The 17,021-nt window shown below is 74.4% G+C and carries 16 protein-coding genes; 2 read left to right on the top strand and 14 right to left on the bottom strand.

What is annotated here, in order from left to right:
- Window positions 1-113 precede the first annotated feature (113 nt).
- The 7 genes from pheT to infC all read right to left on the bottom strand — a co-directional run bounded on the left by pheT (window position 114) and on the right by infC (window position 7,426).
- On the bottom strand, window positions 114-2,624 hold the full coding sequence (gene pheT, locus K304_RS0104090) for a phenylalanine--tRNA ligase subunit beta (RefSeq protein WP_027762705.1): 2,511 nt from the start codon (window positions 2,622-2,624) through the stop codon (window positions 114-116).
- Window positions 2,624-3,754: a phenylalanine--tRNA ligase subunit alpha gene (gene pheS, locus K304_RS0104095; RefSeq protein ID WP_027762706.1), complete on the bottom strand. Its 1,131-nt coding sequence runs from the start codon at window positions 3,752-3,754 to the stop codon at window positions 2,624-2,626. The genes pheT and pheS overlap by 1 nt, the downstream gene beginning before the upstream one ends.
- Before the next feature lie 147 nt (window positions 3,755-3,901).
- A complete protein-coding gene (locus K304_RS27180) occupies window positions 3,902-5,011 on the bottom strand; it encodes a PAS domain-containing sensor histidine kinase (protein ID WP_051307843.1) in 1,110 nt (369 codons plus the stop codon).
- Between the two features lie 51 nt (window positions 5,012-5,062).
- Entirely contained in the window at window positions 5,063-5,908 is an 846-nt protein-coding gene (locus K304_RS0104105; protein WP_027762707.1) for a TrmH family RNA methyltransferase, read from the bottom strand.
- A gap of 124 nt (window positions 5,909-6,032) precedes the next feature.
- Entirely contained in the window at window positions 6,033-6,416 is a 384-nt protein-coding gene (gene rplT, locus K304_RS0104110; RefSeq protein ID WP_027762708.1) for a 50S ribosomal protein L20, read from the bottom strand.
- Between the two features lie 77 nt (window positions 6,417-6,493).
- A complete protein-coding gene (rpmI, locus tag K304_RS0104115; protein WP_027762709.1) occupies window positions 6,494-6,688 on the bottom strand; it encodes a 50S ribosomal protein L35 in 195 nt (64 codons plus the stop codon).
- A gap of 105 nt (window positions 6,689-6,793) precedes the next feature.
- On the bottom strand, window positions 6,794-7,426 hold the full coding sequence (gene infC / locus K304_RS0104120) for a translation initiation factor IF-3 (RefSeq protein ID WP_027762710.1): 633 nt from the start codon (window positions 7,424-7,426) through the stop codon (window positions 6,794-6,796).
- 315 nt (window positions 7,427-7,741) lie between these two features.
- On the opposite strand from infC, the gene K304_RS0104125 reads away from it, so the two are divergent.
- Window positions 7,742-8,137 carry a DUF1844 domain-containing protein gene (locus K304_RS0104125; RefSeq protein ID WP_027762711.1) on the top strand — a complete coding sequence of 132 codons (396 nt, stop codon included), beginning with the start codon at window positions 7,742-7,744 and terminating at the stop codon, window positions 8,135-8,137.
- Window positions 8,138-8,195: 58 nt separating this feature from the next.
- On the opposite strand, the gene K304_RS27185 is transcribed toward K304_RS0104125, so the two are convergent.
- From K304_RS27185 to K304_RS0104145, 4 genes are all read right to left on the bottom strand, one after another.
- Entirely contained in the window at window positions 8,196-8,948 is a 753-nt protein-coding gene (locus K304_RS27185; RefSeq protein WP_051307844.1) for an MIP family channel protein, read from the bottom strand.
- Window positions 8,949-9,090: 142 nt separating this feature from the next.
- Window positions 9,091-9,831 carry an SseB family protein gene (locus K304_RS0104135; protein ID WP_027762712.1) on the bottom strand — a complete coding sequence of 247 codons (741 nt, stop codon included), beginning with the start codon at window positions 9,829-9,831 and terminating at the stop codon, window positions 9,091-9,093.
- A gap of 24 nt (window positions 9,832-9,855) precedes the next feature.
- Window positions 9,856-11,106 (bottom strand): type VII secretion-associated serine protease mycosin, encoded by a 1,251-nt coding sequence (mycP, locus tag K304_RS0104140; RefSeq protein WP_027762713.1) that lies wholly within the window; start codon window positions 11,104-11,106, stop codon window positions 9,856-9,858.
- Window positions 11,107-11,940, bottom strand: coding sequence for a hypothetical protein (locus K304_RS0104145; protein WP_486591567.1), 834 nt, complete (start codon window positions 11,938-11,940; stop codon window positions 11,107-11,109).
- A 629-nt stretch (window positions 11,941-12,569) separates the two neighbouring features.
- On the opposite strand from K304_RS0104145, the gene K304_RS0104150 reads away from it, so the two are divergent.
- The gene (locus K304_RS0104150) at window positions 12,570-13,784 is read left to right on the top strand and encodes an amino acid deaminase/aldolase (RefSeq protein ID WP_027762715.1); all 1,215 of its coding nucleotides are present in this window, start codon (window positions 12,570-12,572) and stop codon (window positions 13,782-13,784) included.
- A 31-nt stretch (window positions 13,785-13,815) separates the two neighbouring features.
- Here the strand turns inward: K304_RS0104150 and K304_RS31575 are convergent, their stop codons facing one another.
- Genes K304_RS31575 through K304_RS27195 form a run of 3 tightly spaced genes read right to left on the bottom strand, consistent with a single transcriptional unit; the run spans window position 13,816 to window position 17,016 of the window.
- Entirely contained in the window at window positions 13,816-14,739 is a 924-nt protein-coding gene (locus K304_RS31575) for a DUF2510 domain-containing protein (protein WP_158687295.1), read from the bottom strand.
- A 58-nt stretch (window positions 14,740-14,797) separates the two neighbouring features.
- A complete protein-coding gene (locus K304_RS0104160; protein WP_027762716.1) occupies window positions 14,798-15,607 on the bottom strand; it encodes a 3-oxoacyl-ACP reductase in 810 nt (269 codons plus the stop codon).
- Window positions 15,604-17,016 carry an aldehyde dehydrogenase family protein gene (locus K304_RS27195; RefSeq protein ID WP_051307893.1) on the bottom strand — a complete coding sequence of 471 codons (1,413 nt, stop codon included), beginning with the start codon at window positions 17,014-17,016 and terminating at the stop codon, window positions 15,604-15,606. The genes K304_RS0104160 and K304_RS27195 overlap by 4 nt, the downstream gene beginning before the upstream one ends.
- Window positions 17,017-17,021 lie beyond the last annotated feature (5 nt).

The following is a 17,021-nucleotide window of genomic DNA, read 5'->3' on the forward strand; positions in this document are numbered from 1 at the left end:
TGGAGGAATCCCATCCGGTGCACGGAGTTCACGAAACGCCAACCGGGGGTGGTTCCGGTTGTCCGGAACCACCCCCGGTTTTCAGGGATGTGGCGGAGTGTCGCCGATTCCTCTTACGCCCCGCGCAGGGTCGCCCCGGTGCGCTCCATCGCCGCGGCGACGGCGGCATCCCGGGCCGCGGACGCCTCGTCGGCCTTCAGCGTGCGGTCCTCGGCACGGAACCGCAGCGCGTACGCGAGGGACTTGCGGCCCTCACCGAGCTGCTCGCCGGTGAACACGTCGAAGAGGCGCAGCGACTCCAGCAACGGACCCGCGCCCTCGCGCAGCGCCGCCTCCACTTCCGCGGCGGCGACGTCCGCGCCGACCACGAGGGCGACGTCCTGGGCGGCGACCGGGTAGGCCGACACGCTCGGCGCCCGCACCGGGCCGGTGGCGTCCTCCTCCAGCGCGTCCAGATCGACTTCCATCGCACTGGTCCGCTCCGGAAGGCCGAACGCCTTCACGACCCGCGGGTGCAGCTCGCCGGCGTAGCCGACGGTCCGCTCCCCCACCGAAAGCCGGGCGCAGCGCCCCGGGTGCCAGGGGCCGTACCGCCCCTGCTCCACCACCAGGTCGGCCCCGGCCTCGCGGGCGACCGTACGGGCCGCCTCCACCGCGTCGGCCCAGCCGGACGGCCGGCCCCCGCCCCACCAGCCGGCCTGCTCTCGCGGGCCGGACAGCACCGCGGCGACGTGCCGCGGCTGCCGGGGCAGCGCCGCGTCCAGCGCGGCGATCTCCTCGCCGGACGGGCGGTCCTCCACGCTGGGGCGCGGAGCGTCGCGCTCCTCGCCCGTCGGGTGGAACACCAGACCGGTCTCGAAGAGGGCGAGTCCGCCGTGAGCGCCCTGGCTGCCGCGCCCGTGATTGCGGCGCAGCGCGGTCAGCAGCCCCGGCAGCAGCGCGGTGCGCAGCGCCGGCTCCTCGTCGGAGAGCGGGTTGACCAGCTTCACCGTGCGGCGGCACGGGTCCTCCGGGTCGAGCTGGAGTCCGTCCAGCGCCGGGGAGCCGATGAAGGGGTAGTTCAGCGCCTCGGTGTACCCGGCGCCCGCGAGGGCACGTCCGACCCGCCGGTGCAGCCGCTGGCGTTCGGTCAGCCCGCGGCCGGCCGGGGGGCGGGGCAGGGTGGAGGGCAGGCTGGCGTAGCCCTCCAGCCGGATGACCTCCTCCGCGAGGTCGTTGGGGTCGGTGAGGTCGGGCCGCCAGGACGGCACGGTCACGGTCAGCTCGTCCTGCCCGGACACGTCGCAGCCGACCTGCTGGAGCCGCCGCACGACGGTCTCCCGCCCGTAGGCGACGCCGGCCACGCGGTCCGGGTGGTCGGCGGCGATCCGGACGGTGCGCGGACCGCCGGGGGCGACGAACCGGGTGACTCCGGCCTCGGCGGAGCCGCCGGCGAGCAGCACCAGCAGGTCGACGGTGCGCTGCGCCGCGGCGGCGGCGGCCTCCGGGTCGACGCCGCGTTCGAAGCGGCGGGAGGCCTCGGAGGAGAGGCGGTGCCGCCGCGCGGTGCGGGCGATCGAGACCGGGTCGAAGTGGGCCGCCTCGATGACGACTTCGGTGCTGCCCTGCTCGCCGCCGGCCGCGTCGGCGATCTCGGTGTCCGCCCCGCCCATCACACCGGCCAGCCCGATGGGGCCGCGCGAATCGGTGATGACCAGGTCCTCGGGGTGCAGCGTGCGCTCCACGTCGTCGAGGGTGGTCAGCTTCTCGCCCGGTTCCGCGCGGCGCACCCCGATCGGCCCGTCGACGCGGGCGCGGTCGTAGGCGTGGAGCGGCTGACCGAGTTCGAGCATCACGTAGTTGGTGACGTCCACGGCCAGCGAGATGGGGCGCATGCCCGCCTTCTGGAGGCGGCGCTGCAGCCAGATCGGCGAACGTGCGTCCGTGCGCAGCCCGGTGACCGCGCGGGCGGTGAACCGGTCGCAGCCGTGCGGGTCGGCGACCTCGACCTTCGGGCCGTGGTCGTTGGCGGCGGGCACGTCGAGCAGCGCGGGATCGCGCAGCGGCAGGCCGTAGGCGGTGGCGGTCTCCCGGGCGAGCCCGCGCAGCGAGAGGCAGTAGCCGCGGTCGGGGGTGACCGCGATGTCCAGCACCTCGTCGACCAGTTCCAGCAGCTCGACGGCGTCGGTGCCCGCCTCGTACTCGGGCGGGAGGACGATGATGCCGTCGTGGTCGTCGCCCATGCCCAGCTCGCGGGCCGAGCAGATCATGCCCTCCGAGACCTTGCCGTAGGTCTTGCGGGCGGAGATGGCGAAGCCGCCGGGCAGTTCGGCGCCGGGCAGCACCACGACCACCTTGTCGCCCACGGCGAAGTTGGTCGCGCCGCAGATGAGGTTCTGCGGCTCCCCCGTGCGGTTGGCGTCGCCCACGTCCACCTGGCACCAGCGGATGGGCTTCTTGAACTCGGTCAGCTCCTCAATCGCCAGCACCTGCCCGACGACGAGCGGGCCCTTGAGCCCGGCGCCGAGCAGGTCGACGGTCTCGACCTCCAGCCCGGCCTCGATCAGCTTCGCCGCGACGTCGCGGCCGGTCTCACCGGCCGGCAGGTCGACGTACTCCCGCAGCCAGGAAAGCGGCGCCCGCATCAGATCTCCATCCCGAACGGCCGGGTGAAGCGCACGTCACCCTCGACCATGTCTCGCATGTCCTCGACGTTGTGGCGGAACATCAGCATCCGCTCGATGCCGAACCCGAAGGCGAAGCCGCTGTAGCGCTCCGCGTCGACTCCGCAGGCGGTCAGGACGCGGGGGTTGACCATGCCGCAGCCGCCGAGCTCGATCCAGCCCTCGGAGGAGCAGGTCCGGCACGGACGGTCCACGTTGCCGACGGACTCGCCGTGGCACACGTAGCAGACCATGTCCATCTCCGCGGACGGCTCGGTGAAGGGGAAGTAGTTGGGCCGCAGCCGCGTCTTCATGTCCTCGCCGAACAGCGACTGCACCATGTGGTCCAGCGTGCCCTTGAGGTCGGCCATGGTCAGGCCCTCGTCGACGGCGAGCAGCTCGACCTGGGTGAACACCGGGGTGTGCGTGGCGTCCAGCTCGTCGGTGCGGAAGACCCTGCCGGGGCAGATCACGTACACCGGCAGCTCGCGGTCGAGCAGCGAGCGGATCTGCACCGGGGAGGTGTGCGTGCGCAGCACGACCCCGGACTCGTCGCCGCTCGCCTCGCCCTTGGGGCCCTGTACGAAGAAGGTGTCCTGCATGGTGCGCGCCGGGTGGTCCGGCGGAATGTTGAGCGCGTCGAAGTTGAGCCACTCGGCCTCGACCTCGGGCCCCTCGGCCACCTCGTAGCCCATGGCGACGAAGACGTCCTCGATGCGCTCGGACAGCGTGGTGAGCGGGTGCCGGGCGCCGGCCGGGTGCCGGTCGTGCGGCAGCGTCACGTCCACCGCCTCCTCGGCGAGGACGCGCTCGTCGCGCTCGGCCTCCAGCTCCTCCTGGCGCTTCTTCAGCGCCTGGCCGACAGCGCCGCGGGCCTGGCCGACGCGCTTGCCCGCCTCGGCCTTGGCGTGCGGCGGCAGGGCGCCGATCTCGCGGTTGGCCAGGGCGAGCGGCGAGCGGTCACCCGCGTGGGCGGCCTTCACCTCGCGCAGCGCGTCCAGGTCCGTCGCCGCGGCGACGGCTTCGAGCGCCTCGTTCCGTGCCCGGTCGATCTCTTCCGGTTTCAGTGCCTCGACCTCGACAGGGTCGTACGACTTGTTGGGTGCCGACATCTCTTCCCGTGCTTCCGATTGGCGTGGCTGCGCATGCGTGCCGCTGACCGAGTCTACGGCCCTGGCCTGTCGGTCTTCGCCGGTCGGCGGGCGCGGGCGGGGCGGCGGCAGGTGCGCGGGGGCTGTGCGGAGAGCCCGTGGGACCGGTCAGGCCATGAAGGCCGGGGCGCCCACGGGCAGGGTAAATCGGAACTGCGCGCCGCCGCCTTCGGCACGGGAGACGGTGATGCCGCCGCTGTGGGCCTCGACGATGCCCTTGACGATGTACAGGCCCAGCCCGGTGCCGCCTCGCTTGCTGCCCCGCCAGAAGCGGGTGAAGACGCGGCTCATGGACTCCTCCGGAATGCCGGGGCCCTCGTCACTGACGGTGACCGTGGTGCCGGTGCACTCCCGCGGGTGCGGGGACGGCGAGGGCGCCACTTCTATCGTGACGGTTCCCTCGCCGTGGCGCACGGCGTTTTCCAGCAGGTTGCCCAGTACCTGGTCGATCTTGTCCGGGTCCGCCCACAGCTCGGGCAGCGGGTCGACGATGCGGGTCACGAAACGGTCGGGGGACTGCCCCGCCGCCGTGTGGGCCTCGATGTGGCGGCGCACCGCGGCGGCCATGTCGACGGGCTGCCGGCGTACCTCGAGGCGGCCGGAGTCGATGCGGGAGATGTCCAGCAGCTCGGTGATGAGCCGGGTGACCCGGTTGGCGTCGGCGTCCACCGTCTCCAGCATCAGCCGCTTCTGGTCGTCGGTGAAACGTTCCCACTTGGCGAGCAGGGTGGCGGTGAAGCCCTTGACGGAGGTCAGCGGCGAGCGCAGTTCGTGGGCGACCGTGGCGATGAGTTCGGCGTGGCTGCGCTCGGTGCGGCGGCGGGCCTCGGTGCCGCGCAGCGAGACCACCAGGCGGTCCACCGGGCCGGTGGGACGCTCGCGGACGTACCGGGCGGAGGCCAGCACCTCGCGGCCGTGCAGTAAGAGATGGCGTTCGGGCTGGCCGGTGCGGGTGGCGAGGCCCCCGTACGGGTCGGTCAGCGGCCACCACCGGCGGCCTTTGAGGTCCTCCAGCGGGAGCGCGCTCTCCAGCGGCTTGCCGAGCACGTCGGCGGGGTCGGTGTGGCAGATCCGGGCGGCGGCGGCGTTGAAGCAGACGACGTGACCCGTGGCGTCGGCGATCACCAGGCCGTCGGGCAGCTCGTCCGGGTGCACACCGGGGCTGCCGGGCCGCGGGCGGGCGTGCGGGCGAGGCTCCTCGCTCCCCTCGGCTGCCATCCCCGCACCCTTCCGTCCGGCTCCCCCGGCTCCGGTCCCCGTCGGCCCACCTTAACCGCTGGAGGTCACGGAGCGGCACCCTCCGGGTGCACGCTGCGCACGGGCGGAGGCGTAGAGGCACACGGCGGCGGCGGTGGCCAGGTTGAGGCTCTCGGCGCGGCCGTGGATCGGGACGCCGACCACGTCGTCCGTCAGCGTCCGGGTCTCCTCGGGCAGGCCCCACGCCTCGTTGCCGAACATCCAGGCGGTGGGGCCGCTCAGGGTGCCGTCGTCGAGTTCCGCGTCCAGGTCGCGGTCTCCGGCTCCGTCGGCGGCGAGCACCCGCACTCCGGCGGCGCGCAGACCGGCGACCGCGTCGGGCGCGGGGACGCCGACGGCGACGGGCAGGTGGAAGAGGGAGCCGGCGGAGGCGCGTACGGCCTTGGGGTTGTAGACGTCGACGGAGGCGTCGGTGAGGACGACCGCGTCGGCGCCTGCCGCGTCGGCGCAGCGCAGCACGGTCCCGGCGTTGCCGGGGTCGCGCACGTGGGCGAGGAGGGCGACCAGCCGGGGGCGGGCGGCCAGCACGTCGGCGAACGGCCGGTCCAGGAAGCGGCACACGCCCACCAGGCCCTGCGGGGTCACGGTCGTGGCCAGGGAGGCCAGGGTGTCCTCGGGGGTCAGGTGGAGGCGCGCGCCGGCCGTGCGGGCCGCGTCCACGATGGCGCCGTGCCGGCCTGCGGCGTCCTCGGTGACGAAGAGCTCGGTGAGTACGGGTTCGCCGTCCGCCCGGTGGGCGGCCGCTGCCTCCCGCACGGCCTGCGGGCCCTCGGCGAGAAACCGGCGGTCCCTGCCGCGCAGACTGCGGCGGGCGAGCCGGCGGGCGGCGGCGATCCGGGTCGCGGACGGGGGGATCACGGGTGCAGTCGTCTCCGGGGTTTCGCGCGGGCTTCAGGTCCTAAGGCGGGGCCGGACAGCAGCGGACCCGCAGGCCGGGGGCCTGCGGGTCCGCTGGCGTCCGCGGCGACGCTCGGGCCGTGGTTCAGGCGGCCTTCGGGGCGTTGACGTCGCTGGGGAGGGCCTTCTGGGCGACCTCGACCAGCGCGGCGAACGCGGCGGTGTCGTTGACCGCGAGGTCGGCGAGGATCTTGCGGTCCACCTCGACGTTGGCGGCCTTCAGACCCTGGATGAAGCGGTTGTAGGTCATGCCGTTGGCGCGGGCCGCGGCGTTGATCCGCTGGATCCACAGCTGACGGAAGTCGCCCTTGCGCTTCTTGCGGTCGTTGTAGTTGTAGACGAACGAGTGGGTGACCTGCTCCTTCGCCTTGCGGTACAGGCGGGAGCGCTGGCCGCGGTAGCCGCTGGCCTGCTCGAGGATCGCCCGGCGCTTCTTCTGGGCGTTGACTGCCCGCTTGACGCGTGCCACTGGTGTGTCTCCTTGGAGGCGGGGCCGTGGCGGTGTTCACACGGCCCGGATGGAAAAGGGTCCCGGTCGAGCGGGGATTACTTGCCGAGAAGCTTCTTGATCTTCTTGGCGTCGGCCGGAGCCATCTCCTGGGTGCCCGCGAGGCGGCGCGTCAGCGTGGACGGCTTGTGCTCGAGGTAGTGGCGGCGGCCGGCCCGCTGGCGCAACACCTTGCCGGAGCCCGTGACCTTGAAGCGCTTGCGGGCACCACTGTGCGTCTTGTTCTTCGGCATGTCGCCGTCTTCTCCTCGTCGGTGGCGCCTGACGTGCCCGTGTCGGGGCAGCCGGAAGCGCCGGTCGGTTCGGTTGCTTGGTCCTGGGCGTGCGCCCGGGAGGACTCACGCCTCGGCGGGCTCCTCGGCAGGGCTGCTGTCCTGCTGGCGGCCGGCCTTGCGTGCGGCCTGCGCCTCGCGGGCTTCGGCCATCGCCTCGGTCTTCTTCTTGTGCGGACCGAGAACCATGATCATGTTACGGCCGTCCTGCTTGGGGTTGGACTCCACGAAGCCCAGCTCCTGGACGTCGTCCGCGAGGCGCTGCAGGAGCCGGTAGCCCAGTTCGGGGCGGCTCTGCTCGCGACCGCGGAACATGATCGTGATCTTGACCTTGTCCCCCTGCTTGAGGAACCGGACGACGTGACCCTTCTTGGTGTCGTAGTCGTGCGGATCGATCTTCGGCCGGAGTTTCATCTCCTTGATGACCGTGTGCGCCTGGTTCTTGCGCGCTTCACGGGCCTTCATGGCCGACTCGTACTTGAACTTTCCGTAGTCCATGAGCTTGCACACGGGCGGGCGGGCGTTGGCCGCCACCTCGACGAGGTCGAGGTCGTACTCCGTGGCGAGCTCCAGGGCCTTGGCAAGCGGCACGATGCCGACCTGCTCGCCACTGGGACCGACGAGTCGCACCTCGGGGACACGAATCCGGTCGTTGATGCGGGGCTCGGCGCTGATGGGGCCTCCTCGGGTGCACCACACGGCCATCTGGCGAACGGCCGCGCAAGAGTGAAGTTGAGTTCTCGACCCCCGCGCCCTGACGTGCGAAACGCCCCGGACGGGACACAGGCGGGGCTCCACGGAAGGGGAGCACCGCCGCGGTTCACCGCGGGGCGCAGCCTGACCGTTGACCCGAGGTCCCGGAGGACCACAGGGTGGGAGAGCGGAGCCTCCACTTGCGGGCCGGGGCCGGTCCTCGGTGGCGGTCTCCCGCTGCGAGGGCCCGGACGTCCGGCCGGTCGGTTCTCGAGCATACCAGGGTTCGGCGGGCGAGGTCGCACACCTACCCTGGGCACCATGAGCGACGCCGCTGACGACCAGCACCAGAACCAGCCGGAGGCCCCGCAGGGCGAGCAGCCCGTCGGCTTCGACACCATGACCCGCGACATCGCGGACGTGCCCGCCGTGGAGGTGATCACGACCGTGGCCGTGCACCTGATGAGCTCGGCGGCGGTCAAGTGCGGGCTGGCCGAGGACGGCGACGCGCACAAGGACCTGGACGAGGCGCGCAAGCTGATCCACGCGCTGGCCGGCCTGGTCACGGCGAGCGCGACCGAGATCGGTTCCTACCACGCCGCGCCGCTGCGGGACGGGCTGAAGTCGCTCCAGCTGGCGTTCCGCGAGGCGTCCGTGGTGCCGGACGAGCCGGGGCAGGGGCCGGGCGAGAAGTTCACCGGGCCCGTGATCGGCTGAAGGCGGGCCGCGGTCCCGCCACGCCGGGACCGCGGCGGCGAGGACTCCGCGGTGCTTCTCAGGTGCGCACGTCGTCGCCCGGCAGCAGACCGGCCTGGTGGCCCACTTCGTCCTGCGGGTGCGTCAGGCGGTGGACGACCGCCGCCAGCGCCCCGCCGGCCAGCGGGGCCACCAGGAACAACCACACCTGGGTCAGCGCGGCGCCGCCCGCGAACAGCGCGGGCGCCAGGCTGCGCGCCGGGTTGACCGAGGTGCCGGTCAGCGGGATGCCGACCAGGTGCACCGCGGCGAGCGCCAGTCCGATCGGTACGCCGTCGACACCGGTCACCGCGAGCCGGTGGGTGACCGACAGCCACACGTAGACCAGCAGGAACGTCAGCACGATCTCCGTGACGAGGGCGCCGAAGGTGTTGAGCTGGACCGCCGAGCGGTCGCCGAAGCCGTTGGTGCCGAAGCGTTCGCCGATCTCCAGGTCGGGGATCTGGTGGGCGACCAGGAACAGCAGCAGGGCGCCCAGGATCGCGCCGACGAGCTGCGCGACCCAGTACCGCACCGCGGTGGTCACGTCGATGCGGCGGGCCACCAGCATGCCCAGGGTGACGGCCGGGTTGAGGTTGGCCCCCGAGAGGGAGCCCAGGGCGTAGGCGAGCGCCAGCATGGTCAGACCGAAGGTGAGGGCGATGCCGAGGGTGCCGATGTACTCGCCGGCCACGACGGCGGCGCCGACACCGAAGAAGACCAGCAGGCCGGTTCCCAGGCATTCGGCGACCAGCGGCCGCGTGTCCGTCACGGTCAGGGTCTCCGCCCGCATGACGCCTCCCGTCGGGGACGATCGAAGATCGCGATGTGTCCCCGAGTGTCGGTCCGGCCGGGGCGCCACGCATGTGCAGCGCGCCAAGCGGGTGGTGGCGCGTCCGGCGGCGGCCGTCCGCCGTCGGCCCCGGTATCCGCCGTCAGCTCCGGTAGAGGGCGCCCTCGGGAAGGCTGCTGCCGGCCGGGAGGACGGCCAGGTCCAGCCCGCGTACCAGTGCGGCGCGCAGCGTCTCGTCGGCGGCCAGTGCGGCGGCCACCCGGCGTGCCGCGGCAGCAGGGTCGGCGTCCGGGGCGAGAGCCACGGCGAGCGTGCCGTCGGTGTCGCCGCGGGGCGGCAGGAGGTGCGCGCCGTGAACCGCCTCCTCGGCGGCGAGTACCCGGCGCACGGCGTCGGCGACGTCCGCGTCGTCGAGGGGCCGGGGGCGGTCGGCTCCGCCCGCCGCGAGTCCGCGCAGCGCGGCGCCCGTCAGTTCGTACGGGACCGGGCCGGCGAGGTCCAGTACCACGGTGTCGGCGCCCTCGTGGGCCGCGGCGAGCAGCGCCTGGCGGAGCGGGACGGCGACCGGACGGGCGTCGGGCTGCCAGCGCGCCAGGGTCTCGGTGGAGGTGAAGGCGGGCAGGGCACGCCGCCCGCCGGGGGCGTTCAGGGTGGGGACGGCCATGTCGCTGGACTTGTCGCGGCGCAGTCCGTCCGTGCCGGTCTCCGCCTCGCCCAGAACGGCGACGACGGGCACCAGCAGCCGGGCGCCGCGCAGTGCGTGCAGCAGCGCGTCCTCCCGCGCGGGGTCCTGCCGCCAGGCGGCGAGGGCGTCGGCGAGGACCGGGTCGGCCCGGCCGTCGTCACCGGAGAAGCCGGGGTCGGGGATGTTCTTGAGCGCCACGGACACGAGGCTAACCGGACGGGGTCAGCGGGTGCGGCCCCGGGCACCCCGCTGGAGGGCGACGGCCCCCGCGATGAGGAGCGCGCCGCAGGCGCCGCCGGTCAGCGCGAGCCAGTCGAAGCCGCCCGGGGCGTCGTCCGGCCCGGCACCGAAGTAGCGCTCGGGGTAGGGCTGCACGCCCTTCTCGAGGGACTGCGGCCGGACGGTGGCGCCCATCTCGATGGCCGCGGCGGCGTCGACGACGCCGGTGCCGAGCGCGTCGCTGCGGCCGCCCGGCGGCGTGTTCTGCGCGGTGTCCGCGAGGAGTTGCCTGACCTGGGCGGGCGTGAGGTCGGGATGCGCGGCGGTGACGAGGGCGGCGGCGCCGGAGACGAAGGCCGCGGCGACGCTGGTGCCCCAGCCCTCGTAGTAGAGGCGGTCGGGTTCGGTGATGATCACGTCGTCGCCGGGTGCGGCCACGGTGGCGTACCAGCGGCGGGTGGAGAAGTCGGCGCGGCGGCCGTTCTCGTCGACGGCGGTGACGGCGATCACGCCGGGGTAGGCGGCCGGGTAGGAGACGTGGTCGCCGTCCTTGCCGTCGTTGCCGGCGGAGGCGACGACCACGACGCCCTTGCGCAGCGCGTAGCGGACGGCGGCGTCCTGCTGCGGGTCGGGGTGCGCGGAGTCGCTGTCGTCGCCGAGGGAGAGGTTGATGACGTCCGCGCCGTTGTCCGCGGCCCAGCGGATGCCCTCGGCCAGGGCGTCCCCGCGGGTGCGGCGGGCCTCGTCGCGGGCGTCGTCGTCCTCCTCCAGCAGCACGCGCACCGGAAGGATCTTCGCGCCGGGCGCGACGCCCAGCACTCCGTGCGCGTCGCCCGTGTCGTGGCCGTGGCCGGCGATGATCCCTGCCATCGCGGTGCCGTGGCGCGCCCAGGCGGGGTCGCCCCGCTGCGCGCCGAAGCCGATGAGGTCCTTCCCCTCCAGTACCGAGCCGGTGAGATCGGGATGGGTGGCATCGACGCCGGTGTCGAGGACGGCCACGGTGACGCCCTCGCCCCGGGTGGTCTCCCACGCCTCGCGGGCGTTGACGGTGCCCAGGCCCCACTGCCGGTCCTGGAGCCCCTCACCGGCCGCGTGGGCCGTGCCGGAGGTGAGCGGCACGGTGGCCAGGGCGGCGGCCGCCAGCAGCGCCGCGGTGCGGCGGACCGCGCGGCGGGCGGCGGGCGGGCCCGTGCGGTTGTCGGAAGGGGTGGGGGAAGGAGTGTCGGCTGTCGGGGGCCCGGCGAGGCGGTCCATTCAGTTCTCTTCCTTCGCGGGCTCGGGCAGCCGGGCGCGCAGCGCCTGCTCGATGCGGTCGGCCAGGCCCCGGGCGTCGTGGCCGAGACCCGCCTGGGCCGGCGCGGAGGTCGCCTCCGGGTCGACGGCGTCGGCGGCGGGACGCGGCTCGGCCACGGGACGGCCGTCGGCGAACCCGGACACGGCGAAGACGATCACCGGCGCCCCGGTGAGCACGCGGACCGTCCAGCTGGCGCGCTGCGTGTCGCCGAAGCCGGCGGCGACCGTGCCGCGCGGCGGGAACGTGCGGGGCATCAGGTCGGTGCGCTCCGCGAGCCCCTCCTCCTCGAAGCGGGCCCGGAGGGCGCGCATCCCGGTCCGGTCGGCCTCGGTGAAGACCAGGCCGACGGTGACGACGCTGGTGCTGGTCTCGTCCGCGTAGGTGGCGCGGACGAGCCGCCGGCAGCCCACGGGTGAGACCGCCTTGGCGAGCAGGGGGTCGAAGGCCTGCCGGCAGGGGCCGTCGGGGGCCACGGCGAGCCGGGTCCACCGGCGGTCGGCGCCACCGGGGCCGGCGCCCTCGGCTTCGACCGTGCGAGGGAAGAGCCCGTCGACGGGGACGTTGTGCCACAGGCCGCGGGCCTCGTCGAAGGCGGCCTGCGCCGCGGAGAGTCCGGCCTCGGCGTCGTCGGCGAGGAGGGTGCCGGCGGTGGTGCCGCCCAGCAGTCCGACGCCCAGCACCAGGCAGGCGGCCGCCGCGACGGTGCGCATCGGCAGGCGCCGTGGCTCCTCGTCGCGGATGGGTCGCAGCCGGAAGGTGGGCGGACCGGCGATGTCGTCGTCGAACCGCGGCACCGCGGGCGCGGGGCGCGGCGGGTGGGCGGGCCGGGGCGGCGGGGCTCCGGCGGACGGAGGGGGTGGCGTCGCCGGGACGGTCGACCGGCGCGGGGGGCGTGGCGGCGGAACCGGCGCGGCGGGCGTGCCCGGGGACGCGGTCCTTGCGGCGCTCGTGCGGGTCGTGGCCGTCCTCGCGGCGGCGCCGGGACGGCTCGCGTCACGTGGCTCGGTGCGGGGGGCGACGCGGGTGGTGGGCTCGTCCTCGGGGATCGGCGCGGCGCCGGGCGGCGGCGCCCCGCGCTTCCCCGCAGGGTCGTTCCGCCGCCCTTCCCGCGCAGGTTCTGCGGTCGTGGAAGGTGCGGTGCGGGGGCGCGGTGGGGCGGTGGGCCGGGGAGGTGCGGGGGGCGGCAGCGGCACGTGCGGGTTGCGGGGGCGACCGGCCTCCGTGCTCATGCGCGCCCTCCCGCGGCCATGGCGACGCGCACGCCTGCGCGCGACCGGATGACGTCTGACGTGGTGTTCTGCCGAACGGCACTCCGGCGCTGCTGCGACGCGGTGTGCGCCGTCACTCTACGGTGCCTCCCGGTACCCCCGGCAACCCGAGGTGCGGGGTGTGCTGCGGGCACGGACTCTGGCAAGCTGCCAGCGTGTTCGATACGTCCGTTCCGCTCGCCGACGTCCGTGCCCGCTACGACCGGGCCACGGCGGACCTCGAGGCGCCGCTGGCCGTCGTGGACCTGGACGCCTTCGACGCCAACGCCGCCGATCTGGAGCGCCGGGCCGGGGGTCTGCCGTTGCGGGTGGCGAGCAAGTCGGTGCGCTGCCGGGCCCTGCTGGAGCGGGTGCTGGCCCGTGACGGCTTCTCCGGGGTGATGGCGTTCACGCTGGTGGAGGCGCTGTGGCTGGCCCGCTCCGGGTTCGACGACGTGCTGCTGGCGTACCCGTCCGCGGACCGCGCCGGCTTCGCCGCGCTCACCTCCGACCCGGCTCTGGCCGCCGCGGTGACGGTGATGGTGGACGACCCGGCGCAGCTGGACCTCATCGACGCGGCCCGCTCCGGCGGACGGGAACGGGTGCGGGTCTGTCTGGAACTCGACACGTCGCTGCGGCTGTTGGGCGGGAGGCTGCGCGTCGGGGCGCGCCGTTCCCCGCTGCACTCCCCCACCGGGCTGACGGAGGCGGCCCGTACGGTGCTGCGCCGCCCGGGGTTCGCGCTGGTGGGCCTGATGGGGTACGAGGGCCATGTGGCGGGTGTGGGGGACGCCGTGCCCGGGCGTCCGCTGCGCAGCAGGAGCATACGGCTGATGCAGGCGACCGCCCGGCGGGAGCTGGCACGGCGCCGCGCGGAGGCGGTCCGGGCGGTGCGGGCGGTGGCCCCCGGCCTGGAGTTCGTCAACGGCGGCGGCACCGGCAGCGTGCAGCACACCGCGGCGGAGCCCGCCGTGACGGAGGTCGCCGCGGGCTCCGGACTCTTCACGCCGCGCCTCTTCGATTCCTACACCTCCTTCACCGGGCGCCCGGCGGCGCTGTTCGCGCTGCCGGTGGTGCGGCGGCCCGGTGCCGGCGCGGTGACCGTCCTCGGGGGCGGCTACCCGGCCTCCGGCGCGGCGGGAACGGACCGGCTGCCGCAGCCGTACCTGCCCGGCGGGCTGCGCTACGACCCGAGGGAGGGCGCGGGAGAGGTGCAGACCCCCCTGCTGGGAACGGCGGCGGACGACCTGCGGATCGGGGACCGGGTGTGGTTCCGCCACGCGAAGGCGGGCGAGCTGTGCGAACGCTTCGCCACCCTGCACCTGGTCGAGGGCGACCGGGTGACCGCGACCGTCCCCACCTACCGGGGCGAGGGCCGGACCTTCCTCTGAGCGGCGCCTCTTCACTCTCCCCGGCGTCGTGTCAGATCGACTCGTTGCTGTCGTCGTCGACGACCGAGCCCTTCTCCACGCCCTCGAGCAGTTCGTCGAGGACGTCCGTCGCGGGGGCCTCGTCGTGGATGTCCAGGCCGGCCCGCAGGACGAGCATCTGTCCGCTGCCGTCCGGGTGCGGGAAGGCCACCGTCTCCACGTAGGCGTCCGGGTCGGCTTCGTTGTCGATCTTCCAGCGGACGAGGTAGCCGTCCTGGCCGGCGACCTCGACCGCCTCGGAGGCGACCTCCTCGTGCGAGGTGATGCCGCCGTAGTAGTCAGCGCCGTAGGAGGAGTCGGCGTTGGCCTCGATGTCGGCCTTGGCGACGGTCTCCGGGTCACCGTCCTCCGGAGTGACGTACACGGCCGCGCCGGCCCGTACGCAGCGCTCCCGTTTCAGCGGGCAGCTGTAGGGGGTGGTGTTGACTGCGGCGCCGTAGGTGCCGTCGACCCGGGTCCAGCCGGACGGCAGCGGCAGCTTGACGCCGCTCGCGAGCGGCAGGCGCTCCTCACCCGGTGCGGGCGCGGACCCGTCCTCGTCCGGCCCGGTGCTCTCCTCCGTCGCCGGGGGCCCGCTCGACGCGGACGGCGCGGGGCCGTCGGCACGCCCGCCCTTCTCCCCGCCGACGAGCACCGCGCCCACGACGATCGCCAGGACCACGGCGACGGCCGCGACGATGCCCGCCACCAGGGGCCCCTTGGGCTTGCCCGGCGGGTACGACGGCGGGAACGCCCCGGCCGCGCCGTGCTGTTGCGCGGAGCCGCCCTGCGGCGGGTAACCGGGCGGCACGGGGCCGGCGGAGGCGGCGCGGCGGTGTTCCGTCCACGCCGCGCCGTCCCACCAGCGCTCCGGGGCGGGGCCGAAACCTGTGTGCCCTGGGTCTGGGTACCAGCCGGGCGGAGTCGTCGTGCTCACCCTCAGCACACTAGGGCAACACCTGTGCGAACCGAACCGCCGTGCGGTACCGGTGCCGTCACAACGGTGTCACATACGCGCCGGAGATCCCGCCGTCGACGAGGAAGTCGGTGGCGTTGACGAACGAGGAGTCGTCGCTGGCGAGGAAGGCCACCGCGGCGGCGATCTCCTCGGCCTCGGCGAACCGTCCGACGGGCACGTGCACCAGCCGGCGCTGCGCCCGCTCCGGGTCCTTCGCGAACAGCTCGCGCAGCAGCGGGGTGTTGACCGGCCCGGGACACAGCGCGTTGACGCGGATGCCCTCCCGGGCGAACTGCACGCCCAGTTCCCGGGACATGGCCAGCACGCCGCCCTTGGACGCGGTGTAGCTGATCTGCGAGGTGGCGGCGCCCATCACCGCGACGAACGAGGCGGTGTTGATGATCGACCCGCGTCCCTGACGCCGCATGTAGGGAAGCGCCGCGCGGCAGCACAGGTAGACGGAGGTGAGGTTGGTCTGCTGCACCCGCTGCCAGGCGTCGAGGCCGGTGGTGAGGATGGAGTCGTCGTCCGGCGGCGAGATGCCCGCGTTGTTGAAGGCCACGTCGACCGAGCCGTACCGCTCGTGCGCGGCGGCGAACAGCGCCTCGACGGCGGCCTCGTCGGTGACGTCGGTCTCGACGAAGAGTCCGCCGGTCTCCTCGGCGGCGGCCTTGCCGCGTGCGGAGTCCAGGTCGGCGCACACCACGTGCGCGCCCTCGGAGGCCAGTCGGCGCACCGCGGCGAGTCCGATGCCGCTGCCCGCTCCGGTGACGACGGCGGTGCGGCCGACCAGCCTGCGGCAGACGGGCGCCTGCGCGGTGCCGGCGGGGGTGGTGGCTTCGGTCACGTGAGCTCCTCGCTGTTCAGGAAGACGTTCTTGGTCTCGGTGAAGGCCTTCAGCGCGCCGGGGCCGAGTTCGCGGCCGAGCCCGGAGAGCCGGTAGCCGCCGAAGGGGGTGGAGTAGCGCACGCTGCTGTGCGAGTTGACCGACAGGTTCCCGGCGGCGACGCCGCGCGAGACGCGCAGCGCGCGCCCGAGGTCGCGGGTCCACACCGAGCCGGCCAGGCCGTACGGCGTGGCGTTGGCGAGCCGGATCGCGTCCGCCTCGTCGTCGAAGGGCAGCACCACGGCGACCGGCCCGAAGATCTCCTCGGTCGCGGTCCGGTCGCTCTCACCGGCCTCCAGCACGGTCGCCGGGTACCAGAATCCGGGGCCTTCGGGGGCCTCGCCACGGATGAGGGCGGGTGCGTCGCGCGGAACGTAGGACGCGACCCGGTCGCGTTGCGCCGCGGAGATCAGCGGGCCCATCTGTGTGGCGGGGTCGGCGGGATCGCCGACGGTGAAGCCCTTCACCGCGGGCTCGAGGAGTTCGAGGAAGCGGTCGTGGACGCTGCGCTGGACGAGGATGCGGCTGCGGGCGCAGCAGTCCTGGCCGGTGTTGTCGAGGAACGAGCCGGGGGCGGCGGAGGCGGCGCGTTCGACGTCCGCGTCGGCGAAGACGATGTTGGGGCTCTTGCCCCCGAGCTCCAGGGTCACCGGTTTGACCTGGGCCGCGCAGGCGGCCATCACGTTCCTGCCGACCTCGGTGGAGCCGGTGAAGACGACCTTGGCGACGTCCCGGTGGCGCACCAGCGCCGCTCCGGCGACCTCGCCGGCGCCGGGGACGACCTGGAACAGGTGCTCGGGCAGCCCTGCCTCCAGGGCGAGTTCGGCCAGGCGGAGGGCGGTGAGCGGCGTCGCCTCGGCGGGTTTGAGGAGGACGGCGTTCCCGGCGGCCAGGGCGGGGGCGGTGCCCCAGGCCGCGACGGGCATGGGGAAGTTCCACGGTGCGATGACGGCGACGACGCCGAGGGGTTCGGCGAAGGTGACGTTCACGCCGCCGTCGACCGGGATCTGGCTGCCGGTCAGGCGCTCCACGCCGCCCGCCGCGTAGTCGAGGAGGTCGCGTACGTTGCCCGCCTCCCAGCGGGCGTTGCCCACCGGGTGCCCGGCCTCGCGCACCTCCAGCCGCGCCAGCTCCTCGAGGTGCTGGTCGACCACGGCGGCGAAGCGGCGCAGGAGGCGGGCGCGGTCGGCGGGGGCGAGGGCCGCCCAGCGGCGCTGGGCGGCCCTCGCGCGCCGCACCGCCTCGTCGATCCCGGTCTGGGTGGTCGCGGGGACCGTCGCGACGCGTTCCCCGGTCGCCGGGTCGAGGACGTGGTGTTCGGCGGCCGCGGGCCGGCCGGCCCGGCGGTCGTCCTGGTCGTTCGGCTGCAAGCGGT

Source organism: Streptomyces sp. CNS606, from assembly GCF_000426325.1.

What these genes read in the sequence shown, in the direction of transcription:
- pheT (WP_027762705.1), bottom strand. Translation starts at nt 2,624, where the DNA reads ATGCGGGCGCCGCTTTCCTGGCTGCGGGAGTACGTCGACCTGCCGGCC.
- pheS (WP_027762706.1), bottom strand. Translation starts at nt 3,754, where the DNA reads ATGTCGGCACCCAACAAGTCGTACGACCCTGTCGAGGTCGAGGCACTG.
- K304_RS27180 (WP_051307843.1), bottom strand. Translation starts at nt 5,011, where the DNA reads ATGGCAGCCGAGGGGAGCGAGGAGCCTCGCCCGCACGCCCGCCCGCGG.
- rpmI (WP_027762709.1), bottom strand. Translation starts at nt 6,688, where the DNA reads ATGCCGAAGAACAAGACGCACAGTGGTGCCCGCAAGCGCTTCAAGGTC.
- K304_RS0104125 (WP_027762711.1), top strand. Translation starts at nt 7,742, where the DNA reads ATGAGCGACGCCGCTGACGACCAGCACCAGAACCAGCCGGAGGCCCCG.
- K304_RS27185 (WP_051307844.1), bottom strand. Translation starts at nt 8,948, where the DNA reads ATGCGGGCGGAGACCCTGACCGTGACGGACACGCGGCCGCTGGTCGCC.
- mycP (WP_027762713.1), bottom strand. Translation starts at nt 11,106, where the DNA reads ATGGACCGCCTCGCCGGGCCCCCGACAGCCGACACTCCTTCCCCCACC.